The following is a 13,994-nucleotide window of genomic DNA, read 5'->3' on the forward strand; positions in this document are numbered from 1 at the left end:
CCCTACGAGTCGATGAGGACGAGGACAGACGTGCCTACCGGCAAGGTCAAATGGTTCAACAGCGAGAAGGGCTTCGGCTTCCTCTCCCGCGACGACGGCGGCGACGTCTTCGTGCACTCGTCGGTGCTCCCGGACGGGGTCGACGCGCTGAAGCCGGGCCAGCGGGTGGAGTTCGGCGTCGTCGCGGGGCAGCGCGGGGACCAGGCGCTGTCGGTGGTGATCCTCGACCCGACCCCGTCGGTGGCCGCGGCCCAGCGCCGCAAGCCCGACGAGCTGGCGTCGATCGTCCAGGACCTGACCACGCTCCTGGAGAACATCACGCCGATGCTGGAGCGCGGCCGGTACCCCGACAAGGCGGCCGGCAAGAAGATCGCGGGCCTGCTGCGCGCGGTCGCGGACCAGCTCGACGTCTGACCCGCCCTCCCTCAGGGGAAGGCCAGCGCGTCCGGGCCGAGGGGCGGTACGAGTCCCTCGGCCGCGGCCCGCGTGAGCAGCCCGCGGACCGCCGCGTAGCCGTCCTCGCCGAGGTCGGCGGTGAACTCGTTCACGTACAGCCCGATGTGCTGGTCGGCGACCTTCGGATCCATCTCCTGCGCGTGCTCCATCACGTACGGCCGCGACGCCTCCGGGTCGTCCCAGGCGGCCCGCACCGAGGCGCGCGCGGAGTCCGCCAGCAGCCGCAGCGCCTCCGCGCCCAGCGAGCGGCGGGCCACGATCGCGCCCAGCGGGATCGGCAGCCCGGTCGTCTCCTCCCAGTGCTCGCCCATGTCGGCGAGCTTGTGCAGCCCGTACGAGCCGTAGGTGAAGCGGGCCTCGTGGATGACGAGCCCGGCGTCCACCTTCCCGTCCCGGACCGCCGGCATGATCTCGTGGAAGGGCATCACGACGACCTCGCCGACCCCGCCCGGCACCCGGTCCGCGGCCCACAGCCGGAACAGCAGGTAGGCGGTCGAGCGCTCGCTCGGCACGGCCACCGTCCGGCCCGCCAGGTCCGCCGGGCTCCCGGCGCCGCGGGTGAGGACCAGCGGGCCGCAGCCGCGCCCCAGGGCCCCGCCGCAGGGCAGCAGGGCGTACTCGTCGAGGATCCACGGCAGCACCGCGTACGACACCTTCAGGACGTCGTGCGCGTCGGTGCCGGACTCGGCCCAGCCGTTGGTGACGTCGATGTCGGCGAAGGTCACGTCCAGGCGCGGGGCGCCGGGGACGCGGCCGTGGGCCCAGGCGTCGAAGACGAAGGTGTCGTTCGGGCAGGGCGAGTAGGCGATCTTCAGCCGCACGGCCGGGCCTCCAGGGCGCAGAGGGTGGGTTCAAGGGCCGCCGCGGCGCGCCGGAGGGCGGTCAGGGCGTCCCCGATCCGCCAGGCGGCGCGGTCCCGGGGGCCGACGGCGTTCGACACGGCCCGCAGCTCCAGGGCGGGGACGCCGTGCGCGGCGGCGGCCTCGGCGACCCCGAAGCCCTCCATCGCCTCGGCGGCGGCCCCCGGGTGGCGGGCGGCGAGCGCGGCGGCGCGGGCGGCGGTGCCGGTCACGGTGGAGACGGTGAGCACGGTGCCGGTGGTGTGCGGCAGCCCGGCGGCGGCCAGGGCGGCGGCGACGGGGCCGGTGACGGCCGGGTCCGCCCGGTGGACCGAGCGGCCGAAGCCCAGCTCCTCCACGGGCAGGAAGCCGTCGGGGGTCTCGGCGCCCAGGTCGGCGGCGACGATCGCGTCCGCGACGACGAGCGAGCCGAGCGGGGCGCGCGGCGCGAAACCGCCGGCGATCCCGGCGGAGACGACGAGCCCGTACGGCACCCCGCCGAGCGCGGCCCGGGTCAGCGCGGCACCGGTGGCGGCGGCGACGGCGGCGGGGCCCACACCGCCGACGAGTACGTCGACACGGCCGCGGCCGGGGGCGGGCGCGGGGGGACCGGACGGCGGGCGTCCGGGTGCCGTGAGGCCGGCGGCGAAGGAGTCGGCCTCCACCGCCACGGCCGTCACGACCAGGACCCGGCGGACGGCCGGGTCGTCGGAAGTCCCGGGGATCAGGATTCCTTCTTCAGCTCGAAGTGCCAGATGCCGGTCAGCGTCTTGCCGGTGTTCTCGACGATCGTCACCTGGGTGCTGTCCGTCGCCTCACCGGTCTGGCTGGCGAAGAAGGCGCTGGCCGGGATCGACCGGTACGTCTTCTTGTTCGGCTCCTGCTCGGCCTGCTGGCCGCCCAGGAAGATCGTCCAGCCGTTGTCGGCGATCTCCGGGTCGACGCCGAAGCGGACCTTGTCCTCCATGGACACGGTGATCGACTTCTCGGCCTTCTTGTTGAGGCACTTCTGGATCTCGGACTCCTTGATCGGCTTGCCGTCGTTGTAGCAAGCGGCCTCGGAGTTGACCGATTCGCTCCCGACCGTGATGGTCGCGATCGGAGTCGGCTTGTCGCAGGCGGTCAGAACGAGGAGCCCGGCGGAGACGGCCCCGAGGGCGAGGGCGGCCCGGCGGCGCGAGCCGGAGAAGAACGCAACGGTCATGAGCCGAAGGCTATCGGGCCGCCGCGCCACCGACACGCCGGGGTACGGCGCGGCGCGCCCGCCGGAGCCGTACCGCCCCCTTCCGCCCGGTTCGGCCCCGGCTCCCCGCCCGCTCAGGCCACCCGGGCGCGCCGGGGCCGCTCCGGGGCGCCGCCGCCGGGACCGGACGAGGACAGCAGCCCCCGCACGGCGAGCAGCGCGCCGACCGACAGGAAGCCCGCCGCCACCGCCATCCCCACCGTCCCGTTCAGCGGCATCGCGATCCCCAGCGCGCCGCCCACCACCCACGCCATCTGCAACGCCGTCTCCGAGCGGGCGAACGCCGAGGTCCGCACCACCTCCGGCACGTCCCGCTGGATCAGCGCGTCCAGCGACAGCTTCGACAGGGCCTGCGTCAGCCCCGCGACCGCGCCGAGCACCGCCACCATCACCCCGCCGAAGAAGACCGCCGCGCAGACCGCCGTCGCCAGCACCGTCGAGATCATCGTCGCGATGATCACCTCCGGCCGGTGGCCCCGGTCCCGCAGCAGCGACCCCGCCGCCGTGCCGCACGCGTTGCCCACCCCCGCCGACACGCCCACGATCCCCAGCGACACCGCCGCGCTCTGCCCCGACACCGGGTGCTCCCGCATCAGGAACGCCAGGAAGAAGATCAGGAACCCGGACAGCATCCGCTGCGCCGCGTTCGCCTCCAGGCCGTGCAGCACCGCCGGGCCCACCGTCCGCAGGCTCGGCCGCTTCTCGCCGTGCGTCAGCAGGTGCGCCCGCCGCTCGCCCTTCGCCGAGTCCACCTTCGGCGGCATCCGCACCGCCCAGAACGCGCCCAGCAGGAACAGCGCGCACGCCCCGAACAGCGGCCAGCGCGGCCCCAGCAGCTGGAGCCCGGCCCCCACCGGCGCGGCGATCCCGGTCGCCAGCAGCCCCGCCAGCGTCACCCGCGAGTTCGCCTTCACCAGCGAGAAGCCCGGCGGCAGCAGCCGGGGCACCACCGCGCTGCGCACCACCCCGTACGCCTTCGACGCCACCAGCACCCCGAGCGCCGCCGGATACAGCTCCAGACCACCGGTCGCCACCGCGCCCGACATCAGCACCGCCAGCACCGCCCGGACCAGCATCGCGCCCGCCATCGCCGCCCGGCGGCCGTGCGGCAGCCGGTCCAGGAGCGGGCCGATCACCGGCGCGAGCAGTGCGAACGGCGCCATCGTGATCGCCAGGTAGAGCGCCACCCGGCCGCGCGCCTCGTCCGTCGGCACCGAGAAGAACACCGTCGACGCCAGGGCCACCGTGATCATCACGTCGCCCGCGCCGTTCACCGCGTGCAGCTCGATCAGCTTGCCGAGCCCCGACTCGCCCGCGCCGTGCGCGTGCGTCGCCCGCCGGATGCCCCGCGCGGTGCCGGTGAACGGCAGGTGCAGGGCACGCCCCACCGCCCGGCCCGCGCGGCGGACCGGCCCGGCGTGCCCGTGGGATCGGACGGGGGACCGTGCGGCTGCCACTCCGTCATAGTGCCCCACTCACGCCCCGGGCGAACCGGGAGGAAGCATCCGTACGGCCCCCGGAACGCCCCGGCGCGGACGGGGGCACCGGCTCCGCGCCCGCCGGGGGAGCCCCCGGCACGGGCGGGAGGGCGCCCCCGTACGGAGTCCCCGTACGGCCCAGGGCCCCGGCCGGGCGGCCGGAACGGCCCGCCACGCCCGGGCGTGTCCCGCCCCGGACCGCCCCGCCCGGCCCGCCCGTTCCGCCCCCGCGCGGCCGCCGGAACCGGCACCGGAACGGACCACTTGGGACCGGCAGGTGGGCCCAGGCCCGCGAACGGGGTAGCGTGCGTAGCGCGCCACCGGCGGTTCCCCTCGGCCGCGCGCCCCTTCGGCATCCCGCAGAATGGATGACGAAAGGTGTGCCCGAGACGCGTGAGACCGGTCGGGTGCGGACGTCGATGCGGCCCCCAGGTCCGCTCCGCCCGCCCCGTCCCCGGAGCCTCGCTCCCGAACCTCGGCCGGCGCACCCGTGAGACGGCGTAGGAGAGAAGCGAGACCTGTGAGTGCTGCGACGACGCGAACGCGTACCCCGCGAGCCCCGCGTACCCCGGCCCCCGACCGCCTCTGCGCCGAGGCGGTGGACCTCGCCAGGGAGGCCGCCGAAGAGGCCGCCGCGCCCGGCGTCGTAGGAGAGCACTCCGGTGTGGTCTCCGAGGGTGACCGGGTCGTCACCCACTACTTCGCCTGCAAGGAACCCGGCTACCGGGGCTGGCGCTGGGCGGTCACCGTCACCCGGGCCTCCCGCGCCAAGAACGTCACCCTCGACGAGACCGTCCTGCTGCCCGGCCCCGACGCCCTCCTCGCCCCCGAATGGGTGCCCTGGAGCGAGCGGCTGCGCCCCGGCGACCTCGGCCCCGGCGACCTGCTGCCCACCGAGCAGGACGACCCCCGCCTCGAACCCGGCTACACCGGCGAGGACGCCCCGCCGCCGAACTCCGCGGTCTCCACCGACCTCGCCGACCACCTCGACACCGAGGACGCCGAGATCACCGGCCGCACCACCACCCGGGGCGCCATCGCCGCCGTCGCCGACGAGCTCGGCATGGGCCGCGCCCGCGTCCTGTCCCGGCACGGCCTCCGGCTCGCCGCCGACCGCTGGGACGAGTCCTTCGGCCCCCGCACCCCGATGGCCCAGGCGGCCCCCGCCAGCTGCCGGACGTGCGCCTTCCTGGTCCCGCTGGCCGGCTCGCTGAGCCAGTCCTTCGGACTCTGCGCCAACGAGCTGGCGCCCGCCGACGGCCGCGTGGTCTCCCTCGAATACGGCTGCGGCGGCCACTCCGAGGCGGCCGTCGTGCCCGCCCCGCCCCGCCCGGCCGAACCGGTCCTCGACTCCACCGCCGTCGACCCCTTCCCGCTCCGCCCGCCGGCCGACTCCGGCTCGGTCGGCGCCCCGGACGAGGCGTCGGAGGACCTCGGCCACTCCTGACGCCCGCCGTTCCCTCCCCGGCCCGGCGCGCGCGGTACCTTCGGCGCGGCAGCCAGGCACGGCAGAGTGGAGTCAGACGTGAGCGTCACCGTCCGGACGACGACCGACGGGAGCGACCCCTTCGGGACCGCCCGCCTGCGGCGCGGCGTGCTCGACTCCTGGGGGGCCTCCCCCGCCCGCTTCCGCGAGGACGCCAACGCCGAGGAGGACCTCGTCCTCGGCGGCTACCGCGACCGCCTCGTCGTGGAACTGGCGCAGAACGCCGCCGACGCCGCCGCGCGGGCCGGCGTGCCCGGCCGGCTCCGGCTGACCCTGCACCCGGCCGACCGGGACAGCCCGGCGGCGCTGGCCGCCGCGAACACCGGCGCCCCGCTCGACGCCACCGGCGTCGAGTCGCTGGCCACCCTCCGCGCCTCAGCCAAGCGGGAGCGCGGCGAGTCCGTCGGCCGCTTCGGCGTCGGTTTCGCCGCCGTCCTCGCCGTCACCGACGAACCGGCCGTCCTCGGCCGGCACGGCGGCGTCCGCTGGTCCCTCGCCGAGGCCCGCGCCCTGGCGGCGGACGCGGCCCGGCACAGCCCCGGCCTCGGCGACGAGCTGCGCCGCCGCGACGGCCACGTGCCGCTGCTGCGGCTGCCGCTGCCCGCCGAGGGCACCGCCCCCGACGGCTACGACACGGTCGTCGTGCTGCCGCTGCGGGACGCCGCCGCCCGGGACCTCGCCGAGCGGCTGCTCGACTCCGTGGACGACGCGCTGCTCCTCACCCTCCCCGGCCTCCGCGAGGTCGTCGTGGAGACCGCCGCGGGCGTCCGCGTCCTGACCCGCTCCGAGGCCGACGGCCACGTGCGGATCGAGGACTCGGCCGCCGACGCCCCGCGCCGCTGGCGCACCGTCGTCCGCACCGGCCCGCTGGACGCCGCCCTGCTGGCCGACCGGCCGGTGGAGGAGCGGCTGCGCCCGCACTGGTCGGTCACCTGGGCCGTGCCCGTCGACGACGCCGGCGCCCCCCGCCACCCGAGCACCGCGCCCGTCGTCCACGCGCCGACCCCGACCGACGAGCCGCTGGGCCTCCCGGCGCTGCTCATCGCCTCGCTGCCGCTGGACACCGCGCGCCGGCACCCCGCGCCGGGGCCGCTGACCGACTTCCTGGTGCGGCGGGCGGCGGAGGCGTACACCGAACTCCTCGCTCACTGGCGGCCGGTGACGACCGGCCTGCTCGACCTGGTGCCCGGCCCGCTGGGCAAGGGGCCGCTGGACGGGGCGCTGCGGGAAGCGGTCCTGGAGCTGCTGCCGAGGGCCGCCTTCCTCGCCCCGGCGGCCCCCTCCGAGGAGCTGCCCGCGCTGCGGCCCGTCGAGGCGGAGGTCGTGGAGGGCGCGGGCGCGGAGACCGTCGCCGTGCTGGCCGAGGTCTTCCCCGGACTGCTCCCGGCCGGTCTGGAGCGCCGCCCCGAGCTGCGGACGCTGGGCGTGGGCCGGGTGCCGCTGACCGAGGCGGTGGACCGGCTGGCGGGCGCGGAGCGGTCGCCGGAGTGGTGGCGGCGGCTGTACGACTCGCTGGCGGGCGTCGACCCGGACCGGCTGACGGGCCTGCCGGTGCCGCTGGACTCGGGGCGGACGGTGATCGGCCCCCGGCAGGTCCTGCTGCCGCAGGAGGGCACCCCGGCGGAGCTGGCCCGGCTGGGCCTGAAGGTGGCGCACCCGGAGGCGGCCCATCCGCTCCTGGAGAAGCTGGGGGCGCTGCCCGCGACGCCGCGCGCCGTGCTGACGACCCCGCAGGTGCGGGCGGCGGTGGCGGCCTCGCTGGACGCGGGCGAGGTGTGGGACGAGGACGGGGCGGCCCTCGACGCCGACGAGCTGGCGGAGACGGTCCTCGGCCTGGTGCGGGACGCGGACCTGGAGCCGGGCGACGAGCCGTGGCTGGGGGCGCTGGCGCTGCCGGACGAGGACGGCGAGCTGTCCCCGGCGGGCGAGCTGGTGCTGCCGGGGTCGGCCTTCGCGTCGGTGATGCGGGAGGACGAGCTGGCGTACGTGGACGAGGAGCTGGCCGGGCGGTGGGGCGCGGGCCCGCTCGCGGCCTGCGGCGTCCTCGCGGACTTCGCGCTGGTCCGGGCCACCGACCTGGTCCTGGACCCGGACGACCTGGAGCCGCGCGACGGCGACTATCCGGAGCCGGACGACGCCGGGCTGCTGGACGCGGTGGACGTGTGGTGCGAGGACGTCCTCGACCGGCTGCCGGAGGCGGTGGTGCCGCCGGTGGCGACGGAGATCGTGGCGGTGCGGGACCTGGACCTGGTGGACGACGACGCCTGGCCGCGCGCCCTGTCCCTGCTGGCCCGGCCGCCGCTGCGGGACGCCCTCGTCCAGCCCGTACGGGTCCTCCTGCCGGACGGCACCACCGAGACGGTCCGCTCCTACACGGCGTGGTGGCTGCGCGACCACCCGGTCCTGGACGGGCGCCGCCCGGCGGGCCTGCGGGCGGCGGGCACGGACCCGCTGCTGGCCGGGCTGTACGACTCCGCCGACGCGACCGGCTTCGACGACGAGCAGGTGCTGCGGGCGCTGGGCGTGCGGACCTCGGTGGCGGCCCTCCTGGACGAGCCGGGCGGCGCGGCCGAGCTGCTGGCCCGCCTGGCGGACCCGGACCGCGCGGTGTCGGCCCCGCAGCTGCACGCCCTGTACACGGCCCTGGCCGACCTGGACCCCGAGCGGGTCACCCTCCCCGACGAGCTGCGGGCGGTGGCCGACGGCGAGCTGGTGGTGGTCGACGCGGCGGAGGCGCTGATCGCGGACGCCCCCGACCTGCTGCCCCTCGCGGCGGGCCGCCCGCTGCTGCCGGTCGCCCCGTCCCGCGCGGCCGACCTGGCGGAGCTGCTCCAGGTCCGGCGGCTGAGCGAGGAGGTCGAGGCGGAGGTCACGACGGAGGGCGAGGAGCACGAGGTCCCGGCCCCGGTCCACGCCCTCCTCGGCCCGGCGACCCCGGCCGCGTACCTCGAACACGAGGAGCTGCGGGCGGGCGGCGTGGAGCTGGACTGGCGCCGCACCCCGGACGGCGTGGTGCACGCCGCCACCCTGGAGGGCGTCGCCGCCGGCCTCGCCTGGGCCGCCGGCCAGTGGCCCCGCCGCTTCGAGGTCGCCGCCCTCCTGGAAGACCCGACCCGCACCCCGGAACTGGCCCGCGACCGCTGGTTCGACTGACGCCGGGCCCCGCCGCCGCTTCCCGCCCCGCTCAGGCCGGGAAGCGGCGGCCGACCCAGCGCCAGGCGAGTTCCAGGAGGGCCGCGCCGGCGGCGGCGATGGCTACGGCGGTCCAGGGCATGGTGACGCCGACGAGTTTGAGGGCGAAGAAGTCCTGGAGCCAGGGGACGGCGAGGACCAGGAGGAAGGCGCCGCCCATGGCGGCGACCAGGGCGATCCGCCACCAGGTGTAGGGGCGGGCGATGATCGCCAGGACCCACATGGAGACGAGGAAGAGGGTCAGGGTGGCGGCGCTGGTCTCGGCGCCGAGGGCGTCGGCGCCGGTGTAGTGGTGGCGGGCCAGCAGGTAGGTGGTGAAGGTGGCCGCCGCCGCGATGACGCCGCTGGGGATCGCGTACCGCATGACGCGCCGGACGAAGTGCGGCTTGGCGCGCTCCTTGTTGGGGGCGAGGGCGAGGAAGAAGGCCGGGATGCCGATGGTCAGGGTGGAGAGCAGGGTCAGGTGCCTGGGCAGGAAGGGGTACTCGATCTGGGAGACGACCACCAGGATCGCGAGCAGCACCGAGTAGACCGTCTTGGTGAGGAAGAGGGTCGCGACGCGGGTGATGTTGCCGATCACCCGGCGGCCCTCGCCGACCACCGAGGGCAGGGTGGCGAAGGAGTTGTTGAGGAGGACGATCTGGGCGACGGCCCGGGTCGCCTCGGAGCCGGAGCCCATGGAGACGCCGATGTCGGCGTCCTTGAGGGCGAGGACGTCGTTGACGCCGTCGCCGGTCATGGCGACGGTGTGGCCCCGGGACTGGAGCGCGGCGACCATGTCGCGCTTCTGCTGGGGGGTGACGCGGCCGAAGACGGAGTTGGCTTCGAGGACCTTCGCCATCTCCTCGGGGTCGGTGGGCAGGGTGCGGGCGTCGACGGTGTTCGCGGCGCCGGGCAGGCCGAGCTTTCCGGCGACGGCGCCGACGGAGACCGCGTTGTCGCCGGAGATGACCTTGGCGGCGACGTGCTGTTCGGCGAAGTAGGCGAGGGTGTCGCCCGCGTCGGGCCGCAGCCGCTGTTCGAGGACGACGAGGGCGGTGGGCCGGGCGTCCTTCGCGACCTCGGGGGAGTCGAGGTCGTGGACGGCGCGGGCGAGGAGGAGGACCCGCAGGCCCTGCTCGTTGAGCCGGTCGGTCTCGGCGAGGGCCGGGTCGCCGGCCGGGAGGAGGACGTCGGGGGCGCCGAGCAGCCAGGTGGTCTCCTCGCCGCCGCCCTCGCTGAAGGCGGCGCCGCTGTACTTGCGGGCGGAGGAGAAGGGCAGCGACTCGACGCAGCGCCAGTCCTCGGTGTCGGGGTGGGCGGCGATGACGGCCTGGAGGGAGGCGTTGGGGCGGGGGTCGGACTCGCCGAGGGCGCCGAGCACCTTGCCCACGTACGCCGCGTCGGCGCCGTTCAGCGGCCGGGTCTCGGTGACGTCCATGCCGCCCTCGGTGAGGGTGCCGGTCTTGTCGAGGCAGACGACGTCGACGCGGGCGAGGCCCTCGATGGCGGGCAGCTCCTGCACGAGGCACTGCTTGCGGCCGAGCCGGACGACGCCGATGGCGAAGGCGACGGAGGTGAGGAGGACGAGGCCCTCGGGGATCATCGGGACGATGCCGCCGACGGTGCGGGCGATGGAGTTCCTGAGGTCGTTGTCCTTGACGACGAGCTGGCTGATGATCAGGCCGAGCGCGGTGGGGACCATCATCCAGGTCACGTACTTGAGGATGGTGGAGATGCCGGAGCGCAGCTCGGAGTGGACGAGGGTGAAGCGGGACGCCTCCTCGGCGAGCTGGGCCGCGTACGCCTCCCGGCCGACCTTGGTGGCGGTGAAGGCGCCGCCGCCGGCGACGACGAAGGAGCCGGACATGACCGGGTCGCCGGGGTGCTTGACGACGGGGTCGGCCTCGCCGGTGAGGAGGGACTCGTCGATCTCCATGCTGTCGGCCTCGGCGACGACGCCGTCGACGACGACCTTGTCGCCGGGCCCGAGCTCGATGAGGTCGCCGAGGACGATCTCGGAGGTGGAGATCTCGGCGGCGAGCCCGTCGCGCCGGACGGTGGGTTTCGCCTCGCCGATGACGGCGAGGCCGTCGAGGGTCTTCTTGGCGCGGAGCTCCTGGATGATGCCGATGCCGGTGTTGGCGACGATCACGAAGCCGAAGAGGCTGTCCTGGATCGGGGCGACGATCAGCATGATCACCCAGAGCACGCCGATGATCGCGTTGAAGCGGGTGAAGACGTTGGCGCGGACGATGTCGGCGGTGGAGCGGGAGCTGCGGACCGGGACGTCGTTGACCTCGCCGCGGGCGACGCGCTCGGCGACCTCGGCGCCGGTGAGGCCGGCGGGCCGGTGGACCACGGCCGTGGCGTTCTCCCCGGCCGGTCCCGGGGGGAGGCCGTCGCCGCCGCCGTCGTCGGTGTCGATCTTCGCCCGCTGAGTCATGTTCTCGACGGTACGGCCGGTTCCGGGCGTTCACCCGCCGAGCGGTCCGAAGATCAGACCGGGGGAGGAGCGGAATCCTCCCGGGGTGCTATGCGCGGGCCCCCGGGGCCGGGGTCGTGGCCGGGGTCGTCACGAGGGGGAGGGTGTCGTGCCGTCGGCCAGGGCCCGCGCCGCCGCGTGCCGCTTGATGGCCGCGTCGCGCTTGCGCACGTACCAGATGCCGATCAGGCCGAGACCGCCGCCGGCCAGGCAGGTCCACACCCACCAGGTGAGGTCGCGGTCGGCGAACCAGGAGTAGAAGGGGACCTGGACGAGGAAGAGGGCGAACCAGATGACGGTGCCGCCGGTGATGGTGCCGACGACGGGCCCCTCCAGGGGCTCCGGTGCCTCGTGCTGGGGTGTCCACTTCGCCATGGGGTCCAGTCTAGGCGGCCCGTTTTCAGGTCTACGCGCGGAGATGGACTCGCACTCGTTCATGTGTTCATACTGAAACGGTTTGCCTGTGGCGGGTTTCCTTCGTATGAACCGCCAAAAAGGACGCTTCGAAGAGGAACCTACTCCATGAGCACCACGGCCACCGCCAAGGCCCCCGCACCCGGTCCCCAGGGCCCAGGGGCGGTCTCTCCGATCGACCGCTACTTCCGGGTGACCGAGCGCGGCTCGACCTTCGCCCGCGAGATCCGCGGCGGCTTCGCCACCTTCTTCGCGATGGCCTACATCATCGTGCTGAACCCGATCATCCTCGGCAGTGCCAAGGACATGTACGGGCACCAGCTCGACGGCGGCCAGCTCGTCACCGCCACCGTCCTCTCGGCGGCCTTCTCGACGCTCCTCATGGGCGTCATCGGCAACGTGCCGATCGCGCTCGCCGCCGGTCTCGGCGTGAACACGGTCGTCGCCCTCCAGCTCGCCCCGAACATGTCCTGGCCGGACGCCATGGGCATGGTCTTCCTCGCCGGCATCGTCGTGATGCTGCTGGTCGCCACGGGCCTGCGCGAGCGCGTGATGAACGCCGTCCCGGTCAGCCTCCGCAAGGGCATCGCGATCGGCATCGGCTTCTTCATCATGCTGATCGGCCTGGTCGACTCGGGCTTCGTCTCCCGCATCCCGGACGCCGCGCACACCACGGTCCCGCTCCAGCTCGGCGCGGACGGCCACCTCAACGGCTGGCCGGTGCTCGTCTTCGTCCTGGGCACCCTGCTCACCCTCGCGCTGATCGTCCGCAAGGTGCCGGGCGCGATCCTGATCTCCATCGTCGTCATGACGATCGTGGCCATGGTGATCAACGCGGTCGCCGACATCCCGTCCTGGGGCCTGACCACCCCGGAGTGGCCCGGCAACCCGGTCTCCAGCCCCGACTTCGGCCTGCTCGGCGAGATGAGCCTCTTCGGCGGCTTCTCCAAGGTCGGCGTCCTGACCGGCGTCCTCTTCGTCTTCACCGTCCTGCTGTCCTGCTTCTTCGACGCGATGGGCACGATCCTGGGCGTCGGTGACGAGGCCAAGCTGATGGACACGGACGGCAACTTCCCCGGCATCAACAAGGTCCTGCTGGTGGACGGCCTGGCGGTCGCCTCCGGCGGCGCCACCTCGTCCTCGGCCACCACCTGCTTCGTGGAGTCGACGGCGGGCGTCGGCGAGGGCGCCCGTACCGGCCTCGCCTCGCTCGTCACGGGCGCGCTGTTCTCGGTGGCGCTGTTCCTCACGCCGCTGGCGACCATGGTGCCGTCGCAGGCGGCGACCCCCGCGCTGCTCGCGGTGGGCTTCCTGATCCTCGCCGGGTCGGTCAAGGACATCGACTGGAGCGACTACACCGTCGCGATCCCGGCGTTCCTGGCCATGGTGATGATGCCGTTCACGTACTCGATCACGAACGGCATCGGCATCGGCTTCATCGCCTTCACCGTGCTGCGCCTCGCCGCGGGCCGGGCCCGGGAGGTCCCGGCGGCCATGTACGCGGTCTCGGCGGTCTTCGTCTTCTACTACGCGATGCCGGCGCTGGGCCTGACCTGATCGTGCGGGACGGGGCCGGGGGGACCCGGCTCCGTCCCGTAGAACTTCTCCGTCTCCTCGACGGCGGTCTTGAACCGCTCGTCGAAGTCCTCTCGAATGAGCGTCCGGACGACATAGTCCTGGACGCTCATTCCTCTTTTCGCGGCGTGACCCTTGAGCCGGTCGAGCAGCTCACTGTCGATGCGCAGGCTGAGCACTGTCGATCCCATGCCGTTCAGGGTCGGGGCTGCCGGGGCTCCTTTGCGTCACTTTCCGGATCCGGCTCACCCGTTCGGGTGATACATCGAGACCGGCCGTGACCTGTGCGAAAGCGATTCGTGTCCGTGTCGTACGCGTTTCGGGTGAGACGTGCGACACGGGGAAACCCGGTTGGTATTTAGGGAAAGTAATGAGGTAGTCTAACTACATGCCTGACCTGTCCCACGGCACCGCCGACGACGCCGCGGCCGTGAACGCGATCCGCTCGTCCGTCATGCGGCTGAGCCGGCGCCTCAAGCACCAGCGCGTCGACGAGTCGCTGAGCCCGACCGAGATGTCGGTGCTCGGCACCCTGGCCCTCTGCGGCTCCGCCACCCCCGGTGAGCTGGCCCGCAAGGAGCACGTACAGCCGCCGTCGATGACCCGCATCGTGGCCCTGCTCGAAGCCAAGGGACTGGTCCGGCTGGAGCCGCATCCCGACGACCGCCGGCAGAAGGTGGTCAGCCAGACCGAGCGGGCCGAGGTCATGCTCGAAGACGCCCGCCGCAAGCGGAACGCCTGGCTGGCCTCCCTCGCCGAGGGGCTGGACGAGGACGAGTGGGCCGTACTGCGCGCGGCCGCTCCGGTCCTGGAGAAGCTCGCCCATCTCTGAAACCGAGCGCCAAGG

Annotated in this window: 12 protein-coding genes; 5 read left to right on the forward strand and 7 right to left on the reverse strand. The window is 74.5% G+C overall.

Going from position 1 to position 13,994, the window contains the following annotated elements; genetic code table 11:
- Nucleotides 1-30: 30 nt before the first annotated feature.
- Nucleotides 31-414 (forward strand): cold-shock protein, encoded by a 384-nt coding sequence (locus IE219_RS32395; protein WP_093829197.1) that lies wholly within the window; start codon nucleotides 31-33, stop codon nucleotides 412-414.
- Between the two features lie 11 nt (nucleotides 415-425).
- Here the strand turns inward: IE219_RS32395 and IE219_RS01095 are convergent, their stop codons facing one another.
- The 4 genes from IE219_RS01095 to IE219_RS01110 all read right to left on the reverse strand — a co-directional run bounded on the left by IE219_RS01095 (nucleotide 426) and on the right by IE219_RS01110 (nucleotide 3,995).
- Complete coding sequence (locus tag IE219_RS01095; RefSeq protein WP_189974465.1) at nucleotides 426-1,277, reverse strand: 1,4-dihydroxy-6-naphtoate synthase; 852 nt, start codon at nucleotides 1,275-1,277, stop codon at nucleotides 426-428.
- On the reverse strand, nucleotides 1,268-2,050 hold the full coding sequence (locus IE219_RS01100; protein ID WP_189974954.1) for a futalosine hydrolase: 783 nt from the start codon (nucleotides 2,048-2,050) through the stop codon (nucleotides 1,268-1,270). Before IE219_RS01100 ends, IE219_RS01095 begins: the two co-directional genes overlap by 10 nt.
- Complete coding sequence (locus IE219_RS01105) at nucleotides 2,020-2,499, reverse strand: DUF2771 domain-containing protein (protein ID WP_189974466.1); 480 nt, start codon at nucleotides 2,497-2,499, stop codon at nucleotides 2,020-2,022. Before IE219_RS01105 ends, IE219_RS01100 begins: the two co-directional genes overlap by 31 nt.
- A gap of 113 nt (nucleotides 2,500-2,612) precedes the next feature.
- Nucleotides 2,613-3,995 (reverse strand): MFS transporter, encoded by a 1,383-nt coding sequence (locus IE219_RS01110; RefSeq protein ID WP_189974467.1) that lies wholly within the window; start codon nucleotides 3,993-3,995, stop codon nucleotides 2,613-2,615.
- A 541-nt stretch (nucleotides 3,996-4,536) separates the two neighbouring features.
- Here IE219_RS01110 and IE219_RS01115 point away from each other — a divergent pair.
- Together IE219_RS01115 and IE219_RS01120 are read left to right on the forward strand one after the other, a co-directional pair.
- Nucleotides 4,537-5,463 (forward strand): DUF3027 domain-containing protein, encoded by a 927-nt coding sequence (locus IE219_RS01115; protein ID WP_189974468.1) that lies wholly within the window; start codon nucleotides 4,537-4,539, stop codon nucleotides 5,461-5,463.
- A gap of 66 nt (nucleotides 5,464-5,529) precedes the next feature.
- Nucleotides 5,530-8,655, forward strand: a complete 3,126-nt coding sequence (locus IE219_RS01120) for a sacsin N-terminal ATP-binding-like domain-containing protein (RefSeq protein ID WP_189974469.1) — start codon at nucleotides 5,530-5,532, stop codon at nucleotides 8,653-8,655.
- A 31-nt stretch (nucleotides 8,656-8,686) separates the two neighbouring features.
- On the opposite strand, the gene IE219_RS01125 is transcribed toward IE219_RS01120, so the two are convergent.
- Both IE219_RS01125 and IE219_RS01130 read right to left on the reverse strand, forming a co-directional pair.
- Nucleotides 8,687-11,119 carry an HAD-IC family P-type ATPase gene (locus IE219_RS01125; protein ID WP_189974470.1) on the reverse strand — a complete coding sequence of 811 codons (2,433 nt, stop codon included), beginning with the start codon at nucleotides 11,117-11,119 and terminating at the stop codon, nucleotides 8,687-8,689.
- A gap of 129 nt (nucleotides 11,120-11,248) precedes the next feature.
- Nucleotides 11,249-11,533 carry a DUF2530 domain-containing protein gene (locus IE219_RS01130; protein ID WP_189974471.1) on the reverse strand — a complete coding sequence of 95 codons (285 nt, stop codon included), beginning with the start codon at nucleotides 11,531-11,533 and terminating at the stop codon, nucleotides 11,249-11,251.
- Nucleotides 11,534-11,680: 147 nt separating this feature from the next.
- Between IE219_RS01130 and IE219_RS01135 the strand changes: the two genes are divergently transcribed.
- The gene (locus tag IE219_RS01135; protein ID WP_189974472.1) at nucleotides 11,681-13,129 is read left to right on the forward strand and encodes an NCS2 family permease; all 1,449 of its coding nucleotides are present in this window, start codon (nucleotides 11,681-11,683) and stop codon (nucleotides 13,127-13,129) included.
- Here IE219_RS01135 and IE219_RS01140 read toward each other — a convergent pair.
- Complete coding sequence (locus tag IE219_RS01140) at nucleotides 13,099-13,338, reverse strand: hypothetical protein (protein WP_189974473.1); 240 nt, start codon at nucleotides 13,336-13,338, stop codon at nucleotides 13,099-13,101. The genes IE219_RS01135 and IE219_RS01140 overlap by 31 nt on opposite strands.
- A 197-nt stretch (nucleotides 13,339-13,535) precedes the next feature.
- Between IE219_RS01140 and IE219_RS01145 the strand changes: the two genes are divergently transcribed.
- Nucleotides 13,536-13,979, forward strand: coding sequence for a MarR family winged helix-turn-helix transcriptional regulator (locus IE219_RS01145; protein WP_189974474.1), 444 nt, complete (start codon nucleotides 13,536-13,538; stop codon nucleotides 13,977-13,979).
- Nucleotides 13,980-13,994: the final 15 nt, after the last annotated feature.

The sequence above is a fragment of the Streptomyces termitum genome (assembly GCF_014650175.1).
Lineage (GTDB): Bacteria > Actinomycetota > Actinomycetes > Streptomycetales > Streptomycetaceae > Streptomyces > Streptomyces termitum.

Excerpts from the sequence above, each read along its gene's own strand:
- IE219_RS01145 (WP_189974474.1), top strand. The coding sequence starts at position 13,536 with ATGCCTGACCTGTCCCACGGCACCGCCGACGACGCCGCGGCCGTGAAC.
- IE219_RS01140 (WP_189974473.1), bottom strand. The coding sequence starts at position 13,338 with ATGGGATCGACAGTGCTCAGCCTGCGCATCGACAGTGAGCTGCTCGAC.
- IE219_RS01130 (WP_189974471.1), bottom strand. The coding sequence starts at position 11,533 with ATGGCGAAGTGGACACCCCAGCACGAGGCACCGGAGCCCCTGGAGGGG.
- IE219_RS01135 (WP_189974472.1), top strand. The coding sequence starts at position 11,681 with ATGAGCACCACGGCCACCGCCAAGGCCCCCGCACCCGGTCCCCAGGGC.
- IE219_RS01105 (WP_189974466.1), bottom strand. The coding sequence starts at position 2,499 with ATGACCGTTGCGTTCTTCTCCGGCTCGCGCCGCCGGGCCGCCCTCGCC.
- IE219_RS01125 (WP_189974470.1), bottom strand. The coding sequence starts at position 11,119 with ATGACTCAGCGGGCGAAGATCGACACCGACGACGGCGGCGGCGACGGC.